This window comes from Chryseobacterium jejuense (assembly GCF_017877355.1).
Taxonomy (GTDB): domain Bacteria; phylum Bacteroidota; class Bacteroidia; order Flavobacteriales; family Weeksellaceae; genus Chryseobacterium; species Chryseobacterium jejuense_A.
Genome location: NZ_JAGIPR010000001.1, coordinates 446,388 through 467,129, shown reverse-complemented (window position 1 = coordinate 467,129; position 20,742 = coordinate 446,388). Strand labels below are relative to the sequence as shown.

The window sequence follows — 20,742 nt, the reverse complement described above, 5'->3', positions numbered from 1 at the left end:
CATAGAAAATATAGGATTTTTACTTCATAAAAAACGGTTCTCAAAATGATTGAGAACCGTTTTTTGTTTCTGGTTAGGTTGACAAGGATTATTCTAAAGCTTGTAATTAAATGATAGTGTAACCACACGACTATCCAGATTATATTTCTGTCTGATAGTAGAGCTGAAATTATCTCCTGTTACACGGTAATTATTTGTTTTTAATAAATCCGTTACCGCTAATTTTACAGTTGCTTTATCCTTCAATACTGTTTTCGAAACCCCCAATGTAAGATCAAAGTAGGCATCACGGATAAACAGACCTATGTTTGATTTTGAGAAATACTGTCCATTAATCTCTGCCTTCACCCCTTTTGCAATATTGAAACTGTTTTGGGCATTGAGTGTAAAGGCCAGCTGTGAACTGTTTACCGAATAATTCTGATAATTCCCTTTATATTCATTATTGAAAATATTGAACATTGATGTAAGCGACCACCAGTTAAAAAGCTTCGTAGTTGCCGTTATATTGGCTCCATATACATAAGATTTGTTCAGATTATCCTGAGTTTTCACAAGAATCCCTGTGTCCGGCTGATAATTATAGACTTCCGTCATTACATCATTGGTTACACTAAAATAAGCTGATGCAATAATGTATTTTCCCCAGGTATATCCTAATTCTGTAGCGTGGGTAAACTCCGGGTTCAGATTTGGATTTCCTTGCCAGTAATTGAATGGATCATCATAAAAACGGAACGGATTCAGGTCGAAGTGGCTCGGTCTGTTGATCCTTTTACTGTATGAAGCATAGAATCCGTGCTGATCGTTCACCTGGTATTTGATGGATGCACTCGGAAACAGATTCGTATAATTTCTTTTTCGCTGCTCCTGAGAAGTTTTCTGGTTGATATCCGTATGGGTCATTTCCGTTCTCAATCCCAGTTGAAAGGACCATTTCGTTAAATTTAGCTTATAATTGGCATACAATGCATGAATCTGCTCTTTGTATACATATTCATTACTTGCTTTACCATCATTCATCCATTCTTCACCCTGCTGTATAAAATACTCAGAAGGGTTGTTATTAGACTTTATCGTAGACTTCAATCCTGTTTCCAGACTATGTTTCTCGCTAAATGGAAGTGTGAAATCTACTTTAGCATTGAAGACTTTCAGGCGGGAAGCAATACTCCCTCTCCTATTATTAAATTTCTCTGTCCCTTGATTCACTAACACATCCGAAAGCTGATGCTGGCGGGAAGTAAAACGCGAAGTTTCATATTCCAGATCCACATCTACCTTATAATCCTTATCATTGAAAATATGTGTTCCTTTTAGATTATAAGTATAATCATACCAGTTTTCTTTGCTTTTGTTATCTGAAAGTACATGGGCAAACAGATTATCTACAGGCTGAAATATTCTGTTTTCCCCTTTCGAAAAATCTTCATATCGTCCTATTTTAGCGTCAAATAAAGCACCAATAGTTGTTTTATCACTGAAAGCATAATCTACTCCTACTTTAAAATTATTGGAAGTTAAAGGCTCATTGGTTGTTGAATTCTGATCTGTTCTCCTGGTCATCAGCTGAGGCTGTTTTTCATAAAAGAAAACCTGACTGAAGTCCTTTCTTTCTTCCTCACCACGGAAAGTATAGCTGTAATCCCCATGTAGAGACAGTTTCTTATGGGTGTAATTCAGACTCAATCCGGTATTAACTCTATTTTTACGACCTCTTCCGCCGTTCAGATAATAATTCCCGCTAAGCCCTTCCAATGAACTCTTTTTAAGGACAATATTAATGATACCTGCATTTCCGGCAGCATCGTATTTGGAAGAAGGATTGGCAATAATTTCAATATTCTTCACCAAAGTAGAGTTAGTGGAACGCAACAGATTGGCTAATTCCTTAGATGAAAGAGAGCTCAGCTTACCGTTGATCATTACACTTACTCCTTTCTTACCGCGTAAGGATAGCTCACCATCCTGCGAGACCACCACACCAGGTGTTTTGCCCAATACTTCCAATACAGTAGTACCATCAGACAATACACTGTTTTCAACATTAAAAATCATTTTATCAGCTTTCTGCTGAAAAACTGCTTTGTTTCCTTTTACTATAATGCCGCTAATTTCTGAGATTTTTTTGGTCTGTAAAGAATCGTTTTGGCTTTCCGTTTGCCCGTAGGCATTCAGGCTCGCCATTAAAGGTAGCCATATATAGTGTTTCTTCATGAATAATGGGTTTAGGTTGTTGTTTTCTTTTTATTTTTTCTGCCCCACCAGATCATAAATCCGGTTACCGGCAAAGAGGCACAGAATAAACTCATGATAAATGCCAATATTTTTCCGGGCATTCCAAAGAAAGCTCCTACATGCAAATCATAAGTAGCATCTGTAGCTCTTTCAGCCATAGGTTTGTTTTCGTGTGGACGGTTAAACAGTAGTTTTCCTGAATGTTCATCAAAAATCATCATCGAAGATTCAGCATAAGTAAATTCTTTTTCTTTAATCCAAATGCTTAAATTCTCATGTTTATGATCTGCTTCGGCATGGTCTTCCAGATCAACTCCAAAGGAATAAGCTTCCGGATAATGAATTTTTACCTGTTCTATAATTCTGTCTATGGTTGTTACAGTTTCTACCGATTCCGGAGCAGTTGTTTTATATTTACTGAAATCCGGTGTAGAAGAGGAAAAGCCATTAAGTAATACATACACCCACATTTGAGTAATACGAAACGAATACATAATACCGGTAATGGCAACAATAATAGCAAGAAAAGAGGCATAAAACCCAAGAATGTTGTGTACATCGTAGTTCTTACGTCGCCAGCCTTTTACTTTCTCCCATTGAAACGACAAGCGCTGTTTACGCATCTTTTTATTCTTCGGCCACCACAGGATAATCCCGGTAATCAGCATGATGACAAAGATAATTGTAGATACTCCCACAATAGTGCCTCCCACTTTATCGCTCAGCAGTAACGAACGGTGCAGAGCCATGCAGATAAAGAAAGGATTGTTTTTTACATCATATATGGCCAGTACCTTTCCGGTATATTGGTTTACATATACATTTTTATAGATAATAATACTATTGAAATGATGCCATCCATCAGGGTTACCTTTAATCAATCCAAATTGGTAGGAACGGGCAGGATCTACAGGAATAGTAACTTCATCTGTTTTTACAATTTCATTTTTCAGCTGGGCATTAACCAGATCTTTTAACTGATGTAAAGGGATTGGTTTCTTATGCTGAATATCTTTCTCCCCATGAAAGATGTCTTCCTTACGCAATGCAGCAGTAATATCTTCATTAAAAACAAAAAATGCACCTGATAAAGAAACTATTAAGACAATAATACCGGAAAGCAGGCCTAGCCACAAATGAGCTTTCAGAATATATTTTTTGAAGATCCCTTTGGATTTCTTTTTACCTGTCTCTTGCATTTTATAGTTATTTAGTCTTATTAAAAATAAATGAAATGCAAATATAACTTTATTTGTAACAATTCTAAACAGCAAGAGAACTTTATTTCATCTGAAAAACCTGATTTTAATTAGGATTTATGAGAGTTAATCTTACTTAAGATAAAGAAAAGGCATGATTCTCAAAATAAATGGGAAATCTAAAATCTGTAAAAGATTAATATTTTATCGTTGATAATGCAAAATTCTTTCTAAATCTTCAACTGAATGCTTGGAAATTCCATCAGTTTTGAAAGTAAGATCATGTACTTATAATCTGGCCATTTAAATATGAACATCAGACATAGACATGGATTTTATTTATTATTAAGAAATTTTACAAAAAAAACACCAGAATAAATCACTTAAAACCATCATTTATACAAAGATGAACACTTTACATTGTAGATTTGTTAAATTTTATTAAATAAAATTAAAATGAATTTGTTAAAACCGGGAAATTATATTTATTTTAGTGCCTTAAAAATTTCTCATGAAAAGATATAATTTATTGATTGTACTACTGCTGCTTATTTTTAACGTTACTACAGCACAAAAGAAAAAAACTCCGGCTGCTGATCTTAGCATCTTAAAGGATACTAAATCTAAAATTGAAGCTACAGTTCCATTAGTCATTCAACATCTTCAGGCCATTGCTACAAAAGAAGGCGACAATAATATCATTATCAACGGAAAAACTGCACTGGGAAAAGAATATGGTATCTTAGAATCTGAATGGTTTTTATACAGAAACAATATGAAAAACTGTATCATGAACAATTCTTCCAAGAAAGCTAAAAAATGTATGGAATACCATACTCAGTATCTTAGAAATACATTCATCAATTATAGCAACTATATTTCTAACCTTACCAGAAAGAACGGATATTTAGGTGTAGAAGGTGATACTAAATTCGAGTTCAAACCTGCTGATATTGCAACAAAACTTACCGAGGCTTATTTCAATGCTAATGACGCTGCAGGAAGAATGAAAGCAGACCAAAAAAGAGAATTTCTAGGAACCACTATGAGCGACGACAATAAGTTAACACCTTATGCTCAACTGCCTCAATAAGAAAAACGTATACTTTAACAACAATATAAAAAAGAGAACTGCAAAACAGTTCTCTTTTTTTGTAGCAAAAAATCCCCGCCAAAAAGCAGTTTTGTGGTACTAATCATAAAACCTGGGGAAAAAGTAGAAATAAGGCGGAGATAATTTGCATAAACTCTATAGAATCAACTGTCCTACCCTTGATCTATAAGAGCTGTACAAAAATAGGATTATGCGTCCTACCCATAAAAGAATAGCTGTAGAATTAAATATTGGTAATTGTAGAAATAATACTACTCATCATTACGTATAAATAACTAATAACGGAAAAAATTATCATCTCATACCAACTTTCATTTTTTGTCTATTTCCACCAGTGGTAATAATTGTGTAGTCCGTCATATTCAAATCCACAACGAGGATATAGTATATTTCCGATTTCATTGGTTTTCTCAGTTTCAAGCATTAGTCCGCAAGCTCCTGTTTCCTCACACCATTGTTTACTGCGATCAATTAATGCTACAGAAAGTCCTTTTCCTCTATAATCAGGGTGTACAAATAAGTCGCTCAGCAGCCATTGTTTTTGTAATTTAGTATAATGGAACAGTTTGTAAAGCTGTACAAATCCCACTGCTTTTCCATCTATCCATGCAAGGAAGATATCTGACTCACTATTCAGAAATCTTTCTTTAAGAAATGCTTTTCCTTTTTCTAGATCAGATTCCTGTCTGTAAAAAATACGGTAAAGATTAAATAATTCTGCAGTTTCATTAAGATCCTCAAGACTTGCTTTTTTAATCGTGTAATTCATTGTTATATTTATTTTGATTAACACTGCAAAAGTATCTTTAAACAGGACTATAATCGCCATCCAGTTTTAAGTTATAAAGATAGTCCAGTAAGCCTATACCCAGATGTAAGAATATTCCCAAATACCGCATGTTTTGGATTTTATACTTCCCTATAACTTCAGAACTTTGCTCTATAAAAGCAAAATAATGACAGATCTACTCCAAAGAATTGAAAATACAGACTGGCAGTCTATTACAGAATCTATGCATAAAAACGGATATGCAATTATTCCCAATCTATTATTAAATGAGGAATGTGATAAACTGAGTATTGATTACGATCAACCTGAACGCTATCGCAAAACTGTTGTAATGGCGCGGCATCGTTTCGGTCTGGGTGAATATAAATATTTTAATTATCCACTGCCGGAATTACTCCAGACCCTACGCACTCATATCTATTCGCATCTTGCTCCCATTGCCAACACATGGTTCAAAGCCTTGAATATAAATACATCTTTCCCATTAGAGCATCAGATTTTTTTACAGCAATGCCATGCCAACAATCAACAAAAAGCTACTGTCCTGATTTTGAAATATGGGGAAGGAGGCTTCAATACTTTACATCAGGATTTATACGGAGAGCTTTATTTTCCCATTCAAATTGTATTGATGCTTAGCGAACCAGAACATGATTTTACAGGTGGAGAGTTTGTCCTTACCCAGCAGGTTCCAAGAGCACAATCCAAAGCCATTGTTTTAAAACCTAAAAAAGGAGATGTCCTTATATTCACCACCAATTTTAAACCTGAAAAAGGAACAAAAGGATATTACAGGATCAATATGAAACATGGTGTAAGTGAAGTGAAAACAGGAAAACGTTATGCATTGGGAATTATTTTCCATGATGCAGAGAATTGATTGGGATGGAAGATGGAAGCGTGAGGATGGAAGTTAATAGTAGACAGAAAATCCATAACACCAATTTAATTCAATTAGTTACAATACAGCAATATTCAAACTTCAGGCTTCAAGAACTTCCCTCTTCCAGCCTCCAGCTTCCTACTAAAAATATGCAATTACATTCACAAATCTCAGATACCGAACTAAGAAGTAAAATCCGGAAAGAGGAAATTCGTCTGGGTGGAAATAAAAACCTGAAAATCTACGGATTGCTTGACTGTAGATCAGGAAAAAGAATGAAAAGAGACAACAGAATTTTTTTTACTGATGAATCTGAAGCTTTACAAAATGGATATCGTCCCTGTGCTCATTGTATGAGAAATGAATATCAGCAGTGGAAATGGCAACAAATCTATCATTTAAAATAAACATAAATTTTATGTAAATTAGTAGCTTTCATATTCATTAAAAACTAATTACAAAATGAACCCGGAGAATAACTATATAGAAATTAACAAGAGCTCATGGAATAACAGAACCGAAGCTCATATCAATTCTGAATTTTATGATGTGGATGGATTTTTGAAAGGAAAAAACTCCTTAAATAATATTGAACTGAACCTATTAGGAGATTTAAAAGGAAAATCAGTTTTACATTTACAATGTCATTTTGGACAGGATACCATTTCTCTTAGCAGGCTTGGAGCGGATGTTACAGGAATTGATTTATCTGATAAAGCGGTTGAAAGTGCTCAGAAACTGGCGAATGATACAAATTCAAACGCTCAATTTATCTGCACTGACGTTTATGATCTGCCTAATCATCTGGACAAGCAGTTTGATATTGTTTTTACCAGCTATGGAACTATTGGCTGGTTACCGGATCTTGATCAATGGGCAAAAGTTATTTCACATTTTCTAAAACCCAACGGAAAACTTGTATTTGTTGAATTCCATCCCGTAGTTTGGATGTTTGATGACAATTTTGAGACTGTAGGATACAGATATTTTAATTCGGGAGCTATCGTAGAAACTGAAAGCGGAACTTATGCAGACAGAAACGCTGACATCACTCAATCTTATGTTATGTGGAACCATGGATTAAGCGAAGTAATGAACAGTCTTATCAAAAATGGACTTGAAATCAACAGCCTTGATGAATTTGATTACTCTCCTTACAATTGTTTCAATGGAACCGTTGAATTTGAACCTAAAAAATATAGAATAGCCCATTTAGAAGATAAAATCCCTATGGTTTATTCTGTAGTAGCTACGAAGAAAAACGATTAATATTTTCTGGACTACCAAAGATTTCATCCGGTTTCTTGGAGATAGAAAACAGACACAATATTTTTGCCACAAATACACGAATAAATAAACTCCTTGCGCCTTAAAAACTAATACATATAAAAAAACAACTTTGCACCTTCCAACCTATTTTCAAAATTGAGATTGCTTCACTTTGTTCGCCATGACGAAGACGCTGGTAGAAGTATTAATCAACTTGTATCATTAGTAAAATATGCGAAAAATTCATAACAGGAAATAAAAAAAGAGAAGCAATATCAAATTACTTCTCTCGTTTAGTAGCGGGAACCGGACTCGAACCGATGACCTTCGGGTTATGAGCCCGACGAGCTACCTACTGCTCCATCCCGCGGTGTATTTTTAGAGTGCCTACCGAAAGCACTTACTTAGTAGCGGGAACCGGACTCGAACCGATGACCTTCGGGTTATGAGCCCGACGAGCTACCTACTGCTCCATCCCGCGGTGTATTTTTAGAGTGCTTACCGAAAGCACTTGCTTAGTAGCGGGAACCGGACTCGAACCGATGACCTTCGGGTTATGAGCCCGACGAGCTACCTACTGCTCCATCCCGCGGTGTATTTTTAGAGTGTTTACCGAAAACACTTACTTAGTAGCGGGAACCGGACTCGAACCGATGACCTTCGGGTTATGAGCCCGACGAGCTACCTACTGCTCCATCCCGCGATATTGGATTGCAAAGGTACGAATATTTTTCACAAATCCTAATTTTTCTTTTAAATAAAGGACTTTTATGAAAACTATTTTATTATTTGTATCTTTGTTTTATGGCAAAGATATTAAAAATTTATCCCGACAACCCACAGGAAAATCTTGTGAATGAAGTCATTAAAACATTAAATAATGGCGGATTGATTATCTATCCTTCAGATACAATTTATGCGCTTGGCTGTAATATTTTTGATATAAAAGCCATGGAAAAGCTGGCTCAACTGAAAAAATTAAAACTTGAAAAGTCAAAATTCTCGATAATCTGTAATGATCTGAGTCATCTTTCCGACTTTACAAGGCCTATTGATACTTCAGTTTTCAGGTTTCTGAAAAGTCATCTTCCCGGGCCATTTACATTTATTCTTGAGGCCAACAAAAGTTTACCTTTAGCTTATAAAGGACATAAAACAATTGGGATCCGTGTACCGGATCACCCGATTCCGCAATTAATTGTTGAAAAATTGGGACATCCTATTGCTTCAACCTCTATCAGAGATGATGATGAAATTATCGAATACTCTACAGATCCTGAATTGATTGCTGAAAAATACGACCATTTGGTAGACATTGTTATTGATTCCGGATATGGAGATAATGTAGCATCAACTATTGTAGATCTTACTTCAGGAGAACCTGAAATTATCCGTCAGGGAAAAGGAATTATCTAATTCAAAATTTTTGACGTTTACTATTCACTTTCTAATTTAATGTAAGCATTACAGTTGATAGGTTTTATGGGGCTTAATGGAAAATATTCTATAGGAATTCTGCTCACATTTGTGCTTTTAGGCATCGTGATGCTGTATGTTTTCCCTGTAATCATGCTGATTACAGGAGCAAAAACTGTTATGGGAAATACTTTCTCTCTTAGCAGAATTGCCATATGGGCCGTTTTACTTATCACATTTCTGTACAGTCTTTTTATTGAAAAAGGTTCTTTTTTACTTAAAACAGAAAAGAAGTATTCAATTTCATTCAACATCAAGGCTGTGATCGTTTTATATTTGGTCTGTGTTTTCGGAGGAGCTATTTTGAATGGATTAATTCAGTTTTTAATCCATAAAGAAGATGGCAGCAAAATTCTGCAATTCACTTCCCTCTTTAAAAATGATTATTTTTTAATTATTTTTACCTGTTTTACAGCCGGTGCTGTAGAGGAGCTTCTTATGCGGGGGTATATACAGCCAAGGATTGAGAAAATATACAACAGTCCGTTGGCCGGGATTTTAGTGTCTGCCGCTTTATTCGGAATTCTCCACAGCACTTACGGAACCATTGGTCAGGTAGTAGTACCTTTCTTTATTGGAGTCGTTTTTGCTATGTTTTATAAAAAATATTCAAATATTAAAATTCTTATTGTCTGTCATTTTATGATTGACTTTGTCACTCTGATGGCTATGAATTTTATTGATTTTAAACATTTATCTGTATTTTAACATTATGAAAATTGTAACATCACCTGCAAAATTAATGAACGTAGAAAATTCAACAGACCTGTTGAAATCCACTACCCCTAAATTCATTGAAGATGCAGCTTTTATACAAACTTATTTAAAAGAAAAATCACCAAAATACCTTTCCGAACTTATGGAGATCTCGCCTAAACTGGCTGATGAAAACTGGGAAAGAAATCAAAAATGGAAATCCAAACCTACAGCTAAAGAATCTGCACCTGCTATGTTTGCCTTTACAGGAGAAGTATACAGAGGGCTAGATGCCAAAACACTTGATAAAACTGCGGTAGATTATCTTCAAAAAAACTACAGAATGCTTTCCGGATTATATGGTCTTCTTAAACCATCTGATAAAGTAATGCTTTACAGGCTGGAAATGGGTCGTCACTTTGAGTTCGATCAGTATAAAAACCTATATGAGTTCTGGAGAGAGAAAATCACTGAACAGCTGAATACTGAAATGAAAAAAGGAGAAATCCTGCTTCATTTGGCCAGCAATGAATATGGAAAAGTAATTGACAGGAAAAAGCTGAACCATAAAGTAATTGATTTTGATTTTTATGAATTGAAAGAAGGTAAACTGAAAACGATTGTAGTCTATACCAAACATGCAAGAGGTCTTGTGGTAAGATTCTGTGCAGAAACCAATGCTCAGACGTTGGATGATGTAAAAGCCTTCAATTATGAAGGATACAGAATTAATGAAGAAAAATCTACTGACACTAAACTGGTTTTCACAAGATAAATGACAATATCGGCATTAAAAAAATATTTCAAAACAGCACTTTCCGATCTTTATACTGAGTCGGAAAGTGCTTTTTTAGCTTCAATATGTATTCAGAAAATAGCAGGTTTTGACTCGTTTGAGCAGAGAAGATTTTCAGAGCAGGAGCTTCTGATAGAGTATGAACAAAAGCTTTGCCATCTGGTCACCGAGTTAAAAACCGGAAGACCTTACCAACAGATTCTTGGGGAAACGGAGTTTTATGGAATGACATTTTTTGTGGATGAACATGTCTTAATTCCGCGTCCTGAAACAGAAGAACTTTTGGAAATAGCGATCCGGGAGATTCAAAATTTAGAAAATAAAGGTTCTGGATTAAAGATTCTTGATATTGGTACGGGAAGCGGTGTGATTCCTTTGGTTTTGAAAAAACATTTTCCGGAAGCGGAAGTATCTTCTATAGATTTCTCTGAAAAGGCACTGGAAACGGCAAAGCGTAATGCAATATATCATCATCTTGATGTTCAGTTTATTCATGCAGATTATCTGAATACCCGGCTCATTGAAGAATATGACATTATCATTTCAAATCCACCTTATATAGGCATTGAGGAAGAAACAGAGATCGAGAATTCCGTAAAAGGATTTGAACCTACCATGGCGCTATTCTCTCCTACTTCTGATGCTTTGATCTTTTACAGAAAAATTGCAGAGGATTCCAGAGAATATCTGAAATGTGATGGACTTTTATTTTTAGAAATCAATCAAAAATTAGGACCTGAAACATTAGAATTATATAATTATTTCTCCAATGTACAGTTATTAAAAGACTTATCTGAAAATGACCGGTTTATTTATGGAAGAAAATAAGTAATTTTATCTCTCATAAAAACCTAACCTTCTATCACAGAAATCATGGTCATCAAACCACACAATGCCGGAAATATAAAGATTGCGGAAGTTACTTCGGATCAAATCATCATTCAATCTGCAGAAGATGGGTTGGATCTCATGGGAAATATCTATTATCAGGGGTTCAATAAAGTAATTGTTTATGAAAAAAACATTACTCCTGATTTCTTTGATCTGAAAACCAAAATTGCAGGAGAAATACTGCAAAAATTCTCTAATTACCGTATCGGATTGGCTATTGTTGGGGATTTCAGCAAGTACGAAAGCAAAAGCATGAAGGATTTTATTTTTGAAAGTAATAAGACAAGACATGTCAATTTTGTAGAAACGTTGGATGAAGCTTTGACTAATTTTTCAAACTAGACTATTTTTCAGTTCTTTAGATAAAAAAAGGAGAATTTTCCAGTATTTTCTCCAATTTATACATGTCACTATGGCTCATTTTTAAGATTTTTTAATAAAACATAAAGATTTACACATTAAAAATAATCTAAATAATTTATTTATTATATAAAAATTTAAACTGAAATATAATAATTAAATTAATCATTGAAGATGAATTAAAATTTCACCTCCTAAAAGCAAGCCTACAAGTATTTTATTCGTATATTTACAAAAAACACGAGGGAATATGAATCTTACTTATTTAAGGGCTTACACAGCCACTTAACTCAATTTATCTTTTCGACTTTACAGGTTAAACATAGCATGTTTCTTTAGGAGACATCATTGTTACATCTGTTATTGGCTTTTGAAATAAAAGGCCTCATTATGTCATTTTTTGAACATTCCAATTCATTGTTTTAATGAACTGTAAGAGATACTTATTTCCTTTATGGAATTAAGCCTCAAGAAGATTATTCCTAACTAAAAACATAACCATTTAAAAAAAACATAAAGTACACAGATAAAAATTATTAAGAACATCATGATTAAAAAATTATTTCTACCGATCGTTTTAGTAAGTTCATTTTCATTTGCACAGATAGGGATAAACACATCTACGCCAGACGCCAGTGCAGCCCTTGATATCTACAGTCAAAGTAAAGGAATGCTGATACCAAGACTTACTACTGCCAAAAGAGATGCTATTTCCAATCCGGCCAATTCACTTCTTATTTATGATACTGATAAGAAATGTTTAAGCCAGAATGTAGGAACACCAACCAGCCCAGATTGGTTATGTATTAGCAATAATGCTGTAAAAATGTTTTACATGCCTAGTGTTTCTTTTGATACTTCTACCACTGCAACTGGTAGAACTAAAGATTTATACACACTGTATAAAGCTCAGTTCGGATCTCCAAGAGCAAAAAGTACCAGTGCTCCTGCGTCCATTCCTTTTTTTCCTTCCAGCAAAGATCTTTATTATTATGTAACTGATGCTGATCCTAATGTATTCAGTAATATTACTATTTCTGATGATGGTGTAATGAGGTATGATGTAAAAGCAGCAGCTACAGACTGTTCTTTTATCAATATTGTTTTTGTTGTCAAATAATTGAGTTATGATAAAAAGTACCTCAATTGTACGATACAAAAGGTTTTTACTTATTTTCCCATTATTCATTTTTGCACAAAATATTCAGGCACAAAATGAACAAGGAACCGGATATCCCTATTTTGTCAACTTTACAGAGGGATTACAGCCTCAGGAAGCTTATAAAGTTGCAACAAGCGGTGTCCAGAATGACGCTACCTTTACCACAGACGGATTACGACTAACCCGCAGCCTAAATAATATTTCAGGAGGAGTTATCCTGGCTGATAAGATATTCAAAAGTGACCAGGGAATTAAATTCGAATTTGAATTTGCCATTTATGGTGGAAATACTAACGGAGGAGATGGCATTTCTATCTTCCTGGTAGATGGATCTATCCCTAAAAATCAGCTTAATCTCGGATATTTTGGAGGAGGATTAGGATATAGTTTTGTACGAGGTCGGGAATCCACAGAAGGACTGAGAGGAGCCTATCTTGGAATAGGGCTGGATGAATTTGGAAATTTTAAAACAAGCTTTAACCAGAGTGAAAGAATCAGAAATGGAATATTTGGAGTTGGATTAGCCGATGGGCGAAGCAATGTTTCTTTAAGAGGTAAGCGTGGAAACCAATATCTATCGTCGGCTGAACCTGCAGGATATAATGGTTACCCATTGCTTTACAGTATAGCAACCAATGCTTCCCCTTCCAGTAACAATAGATCTGCTTATCTGGACACCAACACAGGAAAATATATTGGCATTAAAAATACGACTCTTCAGCAATTCAGTATTGAAAGCGGAGGAACTACAATTCCTCAAAATGAAAATGATATAAGATTCCGTAAAGCATATGTCGTTTTGGTTCCCAATCCTGCCGGCGGTTACAATATAACCCTGGAAATACAGCACGGAAACGTGAAGGAGAAAGTGATTGATAATTATTACTACCCAACTTCTCTGAAATATACTGAAACTACTATATCTAACTCTACGGTAAGAACTCTGGATACTTCCGCCCCTTCTACTTTCAGAATTGGGTTTGCTGCTTCCACTGGAGCTGCCAAAAATATTCATTTATTGAAAAACTTAGGAGTTACAAGACCTTACGCTGCCGAAGTAACGGATGACCTGTTTGCAGGTTGCCCCGGAATCAAGTCAATATATTATCCTTTGCTTAATGATGCGGCTTATTCTTCAGCAGGTGGTCAAAATCTGCCAACACTTTCATATAATAACCTTGATTTTAATTCATTCCGATTTTTGGATAACAATGGGGCTGTGATTCCGAATATAACAGGTGGTGTTTATACCAACAGCCAAGGAACATGGATCTATTCATCCACTACCGGAGCGCTTTCTTTTAGGCCTGCGAGTGGATTTACCGGAGTTGCCCAAATTCAATATGATATTAAAGGAGGTGGAAGCAATGGTACTGAAGCTCCTTATAATAAGGAAGAATACAGATCATTGCCGGCACTGGTACAGGTTAATATTTCAAGTACAAATAACTGTAGCAAAGCCTGCGTTATTTCCAACAGAAATGTAACTCAGACAATAACAAAATAATTTGATAAAACCAGCTTTTAAAAGCTGGTTTTTTTATTATCGAAATGAAAATCAATTCCTATTGCTTTTCATAAAATACTGAACAGCATCTTCGATTGCTTTATCAATAGGCTGATATTGAATCCCGAGCTCCTCTACTGATTTCTGATGAGAATAATAGTTTCTGATCTGAAGTGCTTGCATATTGGCAGTACTGAGGTTTGTTTTTATCTTTAATTTTCTCAAACCATCACCAATCAATCCAAGGAAGCTTAAAAACCTATGAGGAATGGCTATCATGATTGGATTTTGTTTGGTAATTCGGTTTATTTTATTAAAAAATACTCTGTAGCTTAAATTTTCATTAGCTAAAAGGTATTTTTCTCCGGTTCTTCCTTTTTCAATAGCATTTAATATTCCGTTGGCTGCATCTTCCACATGAACAAAATTCTTTCCTCCTTTAGGGTAAAAGATCAGCTTCTTTTTCCAGGCCCAGAAGATCAGTTTCCCGGAACTGGGTTTTGTGTCATAAGCTCCAATCATGAAGGTAGGATTCAGAATGATGATTTCCGTATTCTTATGGTTCTCTAAAAGATAATTTTCAGCTTCCAACTTGCTCTGTGCATAAAAAGATTCTGTAAAAGGATATTTTTGAAGCTCTCTTTCATTTCCCAGTTGTTTTTCACTTCCATATCCAATGGTATTGGCTGAACTTACAAACAGAAACTTTCTTACCCCACAGGCTTCTGATTGGGAAAACAAGTTTACAGTGATATCGTAGTTTATTTTTTTATAGTCTTCATAACGAATCAGGTTCTGACTTGTTTCTGCAGCTATATGAATAATACAGTCAATATTTGTAAGGTATGATGAAAGATCAGAAGTCAGGTTCCCTTCAATCAGCTTCAGGTTTTCATTTTCTTCGCCCAGATACTTGCTTTTCTGGCGCACCAGAGCAATAACAGAATAACCATTTTGTAATAATTTAATGATAATATTGGTTCCCAGAAGCCCGGTTGCTCCGGTTACAAAAACTTTTTTCATGCTTTGATCTCTCTTTTTATAGCTTGGGTCATCAGGGGAAGTTTAATCCATATCGGAAGCACCCTCATCACCAGCCAGCTTATTGGATTGACCATAATTACGGAATCTTTTTTAAATAACTGCCGAATACAACGAGCTGCTACTTTATCCGGATTTAAAAGCGTCAGTCTGCCCCAAAAGCCTTGTTTTTCTATTCTTTTACAAACATCAGCATTGGTTTTCATCGCCCCGGGGTTCACAACACTTACAAAAACATTGGTATCTTTTAATTCTTCATAAAGCCCTCTTGAAAAGGAATGAATAAAACTTTTGGAAGCGGGATATACCGTCTTAAACCCTATTGGAGAAAATGCTGCCATACTTGAAACGTTTAAAATATAAGCCTTAGGCTGCTTTAAAAGATTAGGAAGTAATTGATGAGTGATAAGCGATGTAGCGGTAACATTCACCTGCAAAATCGTGTTGATATAGTCCGAAGTGGCCTCGGTAAACTTTTTCGTTCCTCCAAGACCTGCATTATTGATTAGAATATAGATATTAAAAGACGAATTAAGCCATTCTGTAAGCTTCATCACATTTTCATTGACAGAAAGGTCTACTTCATAGCAATGGGCCTTTATATGATACTTTTCTTCAAGCTCCCGGGAAAGTTCTTTTAAATTCTGATTGGGAAGACTTACCAGAATAAGATTGATATTTTTCTCTGCCAGGTTTTCAGCAAAAGCTTTTCCCAGCCCTTGACTTGCTCCTGTAACCACAGCATATGATTCTTTGGTATCCATAAGATTAAATTTTACAGTACAAAGCTATCGTAGAAATGTCCTTCGAATGTTCCGGGTTATCTGAACGAACCTATTTTCAATTAAAAAACAGAAACAACACAACAGGCTGATATATAATTAATTAAATCTATTTCAGAAGTAAAAGTTTATAAACCGGAACTTATTTTTTAAACTCGGAAGGGGTTTGTCCGGTCACTTTTTTGAAAGTAGTATTGAAAGAAGTTTTAGAATTGAAACCTGACTCGTAAGCTATTCCCAGAATGGATAATTTACTCTCGGAATCTTTAAGAAGCTGTTTAGCATATTCAACTCTGAATTCATTCACGTATTGGAAAAAGTTCTTTTGAAAACCGGTATTGATCACATAGGATAAATGATGAGTAGAAACAGATACCATTTCAGCCAGCTTAATAAGGTTCAGTTCGCTGTCCAAATAAGGTTTCTGAGTTTCCATAATAATTTCAAGCTGTGTTTTGATTCTTTCCAGCTCTTCATTAGGCATCAGCTTTCTTTTTACCTCTTCAGAATCAGAATCATCCTGAATAGAGATTAATTCCTCACGCTGCTTTTCTTCCAATGGATAAATTTCTTTCTGTTTTAAAGAATAGTAGCCCACGCAATAAATGACCAAGAGGAATACAGCATTGATAAAGAAGTTTAATGATTTGGGGTCATAAAACAGGTTATACACTACATAGATAATATTCACAGCAAGAATCACAAGAATAATGTATTCCAGCCAGTTCAGATTGATTCCTTCAGTATTGGAAGAAAACTGCTGAATCTTTCTTTGATGTTTTCTGATGGTGATATAAGAAAGTAAGGTATAAAACAAGGCCTGAACCAAAATAAGAATAATGCTCAAAGACTCGAAAGGTCTTGTATAACCTATTCTAACCAATACAAGGCATATCACGAATGCTGCCGGTAACAACAGAAACTTTACATCTGTTATTTTAAATCTGAAAGAAGGATTGGTATAAAATAATACGCTGAAGTAAAAAAAGATGGGAGTAAGATACTGTACCATCCGAACCAAAAATAAGGAGTGAAACTCAATGGGTGAACCGGTGATCAGAAAAAGAATCTCATCTAACCAGAATGTGGACCAGAGAAAGAGAAAGATTCCAAACCAGAAATTGGCTTTCCTGTTCCCCATTAAAGGGTTGGCAATGTTGAGTAGAGAAAGCAAAACCAATGAACCATAGATAAGTATCACGATGAAACTGTTTAATTCTAATGTGTTCATTGGTTTTGATATTTTAGATTAAAAATAGTCTTTTTATCCGATTCGTTTCCTGACAAAAATTTGGTATCCCAGATAAATCAGCGGTAATGACATGACTCCAAGGTATAAAATATTAGTCATAGCCAGTTGCGGATGAAGTACGATAGAGTACACTAGCCCAAAAAAGGCTCCTCCAAGGTGAGCAGCATGGCCCAGATTATCCCATTGCTTAGGATTCAGCATCATGTATACTGAATATCCGAAGTACAAAGTTCCAAATAACCATCCGGGTAAGAAATTCACACTGATTTCATTCGGTGCCATCGCTATGGAAGCAAAAATGATTCCCGAAACGGCACCTGAAGCTCCGATCGCAGAATACCAAGGCTGTTTCTGATAAATCTGTAAACTGAATAAGTTTCCAAGGATCATTGATCCAAAATAAATAATTAAGAATCCAATTTCTCCAAAGAAATGAACCACCACTCCCTGAAAGAAGTATAAGGACAGCATATTAAAAAACAGGTGCATAAAATCTGCATGTAAAAATGCAGAGCTTATCAGCCTTATATATTCTTTGCGGTTGGCAATGGCTCCTACATTGAATTTATATTTTTCAAATAAAGCCGTATTGTTGAATCCCATGTAACTAAATACACAAGTGACCGCAATAATAATTAAAACCAATATATCCATCTGATGTTTTTTATTTTATTCTTAAGTATAAGTTCTATTCAGTTTCATTAGCTCCGTCTTCCTGGAACAAATCTCCGATAATTCCACCTTCTTCATCCATATCCCCGGTTGGCTCCGGATCTTCATATACTTCCGGTTCCTCTTCTACAGGTTCAGGAATGGTAATATTGATGGCTTTCACTTTAAATTTCGTAAACTGGTTACCTATTGCCTTAATTCCTTTTACGGCAATGAATTCGTCTATATTAATGGTTTCCGGATCTCGTTCTTTCCCTTTATCTTTGGCAAAAATAATTTCTGCTGTTACATCATTCGCTACGATTACATTCTCTATAAATGATTTCGGATGCTCAGATGGCATGAAGGTCTGTATGTTTACAGTATTCTCCAGTAAGAATCTTTTAATGAAATAAATATCCTTTTCTCCATCATAGTAAATACACGTAATAGGTTGTTCAGGCTTCCATTTTTCCAATACCAGATATTCATCATCAAAACGGTTTCCTAAATCAAAAGAAACGAGTTTTACCTCTCCATTGGTATTAATCGTTAGAATTTTATCATCTCCTTTGAAGCTCCCCAGCAGAGTACCTCTTACATCAGCATTCAGCCTTCTTACGGTATCATCAAACCATATTCTTCTTGGAGCCAATGTAGAAACACCTTCCTCTTTAAGGTCTACTTTCTTCACTGCATATTTGGTTACCAGATTTCCTTTGGAATCACGTCCCTTGATAGCAAGATCAGAGAAATTGATCTCCATTTTATTCTTTCTGATTCTCGGATTGGGCTTTAAAAGAACGGTAACCGTTTCCGCTTCACCATTCGGGTTGGCTGAGAAATATAATGTTTCTGAGCCTTTCTTATCTGAAGCTAACGGATAATCTGTATTTCTTGTTACTCCTGTTACAGAGAAACGCTTCATATAGTAAGGTCCTTCTCTGCCTTCACGGTAGATCATGTTATACACTGTTCTTTTATCGTTTTTCTTCCATATAGCAACGTGAAGAATATCTTTTCCGATAAATGTTTTGGCCTCCACTTTTACCACCTTCATGCTACCATCTTTTCTGAAAGTAATGATATCATCAATATCCGAACAGTCGAACATATACTGATCTTTTTTCAGTGAAGTTCCGATAAAGCCTTCTTCAAAGTTGGCGTAGAACTTCTCATTGGCAACAGCTACTTTGGTTGCATCAATGGTATCAAAGATTCTTAGTTCTGTTTTCCTCTGCTTGTCTTTTCCGTATTTCTTCTGGATATTCAGATAATATTCAATAGCATACGCAATCAGATTGGCAAGATGATGTTTTACCTGCTCTATTTTTCCTTCAAGAGAGGCAATATTTTCTTTAAATTTATCTAAATCGAATCTTGAAATCCTCTTGATTCTGATCTCTGTTAATTTTAGAATATCTTCTTCTGTTACCGCTCTTAAAAGATGTTTGGTATGAGGCTTTAATCCTTTGTCAATAGTTTTCAGAACATCTTCCCAGGTCTTTACTTCTTCAATATCGTGATAGATCCTGTTTTCGATGAAAATCCTTTCCAATGAAGAGAAATGCCAGCTTTCCTGAAGCTCATGAAGTTCTATTTCAAGCTCTTTCTTCAGCAATGATACCGTGTGATCCGTATTCGTTTTCAGAATATCGGAAACATTCAGGAACATTGGTTTATCCCCCACAATCACGCAGGCATTCGGAGAAATCGTTACCTGACAGTCTGTAAAGGCATACAAGGCATCAATTGTTTTATCCGGAGATACATCATTATGAATATGAATCAGGATCTCAACCTTATCGGACGTATTGTCTTCAATTTTCTTGATCTTGATCTTTCCTTTCTCATTCGCTTTTAGGATAGAATCAATCAGATCACTTGTTGTTTTGGAATAAGGAAGTTCAGAGATCACCAGCAAATGTTTATCTGTCTGGGTGATTTTAGCTCTGGCTCTTACCTTTCCGCCTCTGTGGCCATCATTGTATTCCGATACATCCAGATAACCGGCTGTTAAAAAGTCCGGATAGATCTCAAATTTCTTTCCTTTTAAATAAGCTACAGAAGCATTAATAAGCTCATTGAAGTTATGCGGAAGGATCTTTGTGGAAAGTCCTACTCCAATTCCTTCCACTCCCTGTGCAAGAAGCAATGGGAATTTTACCGGAAGATCAATGGGTTCGTTATTTCTGCCGTCATAGGATTTTGTCCATTCTGTAGTTTTCGGGTTAAAGACGACTTCTAATGCTAGAGGAGTCAGTCTTGCTTCAATATACCTCGCGGCGGCGGCAGAGTCTCCTGTATAGATATTCCCCCAGTTTCCCTGAGTATCGATCAGCAATTCTTTCTGCCCGATCTGCACCATGGCGTCTGTAATGGAGGCATCACCGTGAGGGTGATACTTCATGGTATTTCCCACGATGTTGGCCACCTTATTGTAACGGCCATCTTCCAGTTCTCGCATAGAGTGCATAATTCTTCGCTGAACAGGCTTTAGCCCGTCATATATCGAAGGAATCGCCCTATCCAAAATTACATAGGAAGCATAATCCAGAAACCAGTCTTTATATAGACCGGAAACCTTCTTCAAGCTTTCACCCTCATGCGAATATTCTTCTGTCGTCATCTGTTA

The 20,742-nt window shown here is 35.6% G+C and carries 19 protein-coding genes and 4 tRNA genes; 11 read left to right on the top strand and 12 right to left on the bottom strand.

Annotated features, from left to right (window positions below; genetic code table 11):
* Positions 1-93 precede the first annotated feature (93 nt).
* Positions 94-2,217: an outer membrane beta-barrel family protein gene (locus tag J2772_RS02130; RefSeq protein ID WP_209912867.1), complete on the bottom strand. Its 2,124-nt coding sequence runs from the start codon at positions 2,215-2,217 to the stop codon at positions 94-96.
* 11 nt (positions 2,218-2,228) lie between these two features.
* Positions 2,229-3,437 (bottom strand): PepSY-associated TM helix domain-containing protein, encoded by a 1,209-nt coding sequence (locus tag J2772_RS02125; protein ID WP_209912866.1) that lies wholly within the window; start codon positions 3,435-3,437, stop codon positions 2,229-2,231.
* A gap of 511 nt (positions 3,438-3,948) precedes the next feature.
* Here J2772_RS02125 and J2772_RS02120 point away from each other — a divergent pair.
* Positions 3,949-4,530, top strand: coding sequence for a hypothetical protein (locus J2772_RS02120; RefSeq protein ID WP_209912865.1), 582 nt, complete (start codon positions 3,949-3,951; stop codon positions 4,528-4,530).
* Between the two features lie 343 nt (positions 4,531-4,873).
* On the opposite strand, the gene J2772_RS02115 is transcribed toward J2772_RS02120, so the two are convergent.
* Complete coding sequence (locus tag J2772_RS02115; RefSeq protein WP_209912863.1) at positions 4,874-5,320, bottom strand: GNAT family N-acetyltransferase; 447 nt, start codon at positions 5,318-5,320, stop codon at positions 4,874-4,876.
* Between the two features lie 187 nt (positions 5,321-5,507).
* Here J2772_RS02115 and J2772_RS02110 point away from each other — a divergent pair, with 187 nt between their 5' ends.
* From J2772_RS02110 to J2772_RS02100, 3 genes are all read left to right on the top strand, one after another.
* The gene (locus J2772_RS02110) at positions 5,508-6,221 is read left to right on the top strand and encodes a 2OG-Fe(II) oxygenase (protein ID WP_209912861.1); all 714 of its coding nucleotides are present in this window, start codon (positions 5,508-5,510) and stop codon (positions 6,219-6,221) included.
* Positions 6,222-6,373: 152 nt separating this feature from the next.
* Positions 6,374-6,631 carry an Ada metal-binding domain-containing protein gene (locus tag J2772_RS02105; RefSeq protein ID WP_209912859.1) on the top strand — a complete coding sequence of 86 codons (258 nt, stop codon included), beginning with the start codon at positions 6,374-6,376 and terminating at the stop codon, positions 6,629-6,631.
* Positions 6,632-6,686: 55 nt separating this feature from the next.
* A complete protein-coding gene (locus J2772_RS02100) occupies positions 6,687-7,493 on the top strand; it encodes a class I SAM-dependent methyltransferase (protein ID WP_209912858.1) in 807 nt (268 codons plus the stop codon).
* Between the two features lie 297 nt (positions 7,494-7,790).
* Here J2772_RS02100 and J2772_RS02095 read toward each other — a convergent pair.
* The 4 genes from J2772_RS02095 to J2772_RS02080 all read right to left on the bottom strand — a co-directional run bounded on the left by J2772_RS02095 (position 7,791) and on the right by J2772_RS02080 (position 8,196).
* A tRNA-Met gene (locus J2772_RS02095) sits at positions 7,791-7,863 on the bottom strand.
* Between the two features lie 38 nt (positions 7,864-7,901).
* Positions 7,902-7,974 (bottom strand) — tRNA-Met (locus J2772_RS02090).
* Between the two features lie 38 nt (positions 7,975-8,012).
* Positions 8,013-8,085, bottom strand: a tRNA-Met gene (locus tag J2772_RS02085).
* Positions 8,086-8,123: 38 nt separating this feature from the next.
* Positions 8,124-8,196: transfer RNA gene (locus tag J2772_RS02080), tRNA-Met, on the bottom strand.
* A 101-nt stretch (positions 8,197-8,297) separates the two neighbouring features.
* Here J2772_RS02080 and J2772_RS02075 point away from each other — a divergent pair.
* The 7 genes from J2772_RS02075 to J2772_RS02045 all read left to right on the top strand — a co-directional run bounded on the left by J2772_RS02075 (position 8,298) and on the right by J2772_RS02045 (position 14,381).
* Positions 8,298-8,909, top strand: coding sequence for an L-threonylcarbamoyladenylate synthase (locus tag J2772_RS02075; RefSeq protein WP_089736094.1), 612 nt, complete (start codon positions 8,298-8,300; stop codon positions 8,907-8,909).
* Positions 8,910-8,975: 66 nt separating this feature from the next.
* Entirely contained in the window at positions 8,976-9,677 is a 702-nt protein-coding gene (locus J2772_RS02070) for a CPBP family intramembrane glutamic endopeptidase (protein WP_209912856.1), read from the top strand.
* A gap of 4 nt (positions 9,678-9,681) precedes the next feature.
* Positions 9,682-10,440, top strand: coding sequence for a peroxide stress protein YaaA (yaaA, locus tag J2772_RS02065; protein ID WP_209912855.1), 759 nt, complete (start codon positions 9,682-9,684; stop codon positions 10,438-10,440).
* Positions 10,441-11,289, top strand: a complete 849-nt coding sequence (gene prmC, locus J2772_RS02060; protein ID WP_209912853.1) for a peptide chain release factor N(5)-glutamine methyltransferase — start codon at positions 10,441-10,443, stop codon at positions 11,287-11,289.
* Positions 11,290-11,334: 45 nt separating this feature from the next.
* Positions 11,335-11,694 carry a DUF4180 domain-containing protein gene (locus tag J2772_RS02055; RefSeq protein ID WP_209912851.1) on the top strand — a complete coding sequence of 120 codons (360 nt, stop codon included), beginning with the start codon at positions 11,335-11,337 and terminating at the stop codon, positions 11,692-11,694.
* A gap of 565 nt (positions 11,695-12,259) precedes the next feature.
* Positions 12,260-12,832, top strand: a complete 573-nt coding sequence (locus J2772_RS02050; protein WP_209912850.1) for a hypothetical protein — start codon at positions 12,260-12,262, stop codon at positions 12,830-12,832.
* A 7-nt stretch (positions 12,833-12,839) separates the two neighbouring features.
* Positions 12,840-14,381, top strand: a complete 1,542-nt coding sequence (locus J2772_RS02045; RefSeq protein WP_245365068.1) for a lectin-like domain-containing protein — start codon at positions 12,840-12,842, stop codon at positions 14,379-14,381.
* 51 nt (positions 14,382-14,432) lie between these two features.
* Here the strand turns inward: J2772_RS02045 and J2772_RS02040 are convergent, their stop codons facing one another.
* From J2772_RS02040 to J2772_RS02020, 5 genes are all read right to left on the bottom strand, one after another.
* A complete protein-coding gene (locus tag J2772_RS02040) occupies positions 14,433-15,404 on the bottom strand; it encodes an NAD-dependent epimerase/dehydratase family protein (protein ID WP_209912848.1) in 972 nt (323 codons plus the stop codon).
* The gene (locus tag J2772_RS02035; protein WP_209912847.1) at positions 15,401-16,186 is read right to left on the bottom strand and encodes an SDR family NAD(P)-dependent oxidoreductase; all 786 of its coding nucleotides are present in this window, start codon (positions 16,184-16,186) and stop codon (positions 15,401-15,403) included. Before J2772_RS02035 ends, J2772_RS02040 begins: the two co-directional genes overlap by 4 nt.
* A 160-nt stretch (positions 16,187-16,346) precedes the next feature.
* Positions 16,347-17,435: a helix-turn-helix domain-containing protein gene (locus tag J2772_RS02030; RefSeq protein ID WP_209912845.1), complete on the bottom strand. Its 1,089-nt coding sequence runs from the start codon at positions 17,433-17,435 to the stop codon at positions 16,347-16,349.
* A 33-nt stretch (positions 17,436-17,468) separates the two neighbouring features.
* Complete coding sequence (locus J2772_RS02025; protein ID WP_209912843.1) at positions 17,469-18,110, bottom strand: rhomboid family intramembrane serine protease; 642 nt, start codon at positions 18,108-18,110, stop codon at positions 17,469-17,471.
* Positions 18,111-18,144: 34 nt separating this feature from the next.
* A complete protein-coding gene (locus J2772_RS02020; protein ID WP_209912842.1) occupies positions 18,145-20,736 on the bottom strand; it encodes a DNA gyrase/topoisomerase IV subunit A in 2,592 nt (863 codons plus the stop codon).
* Positions 20,737-20,742 lie beyond the last annotated feature (6 nt).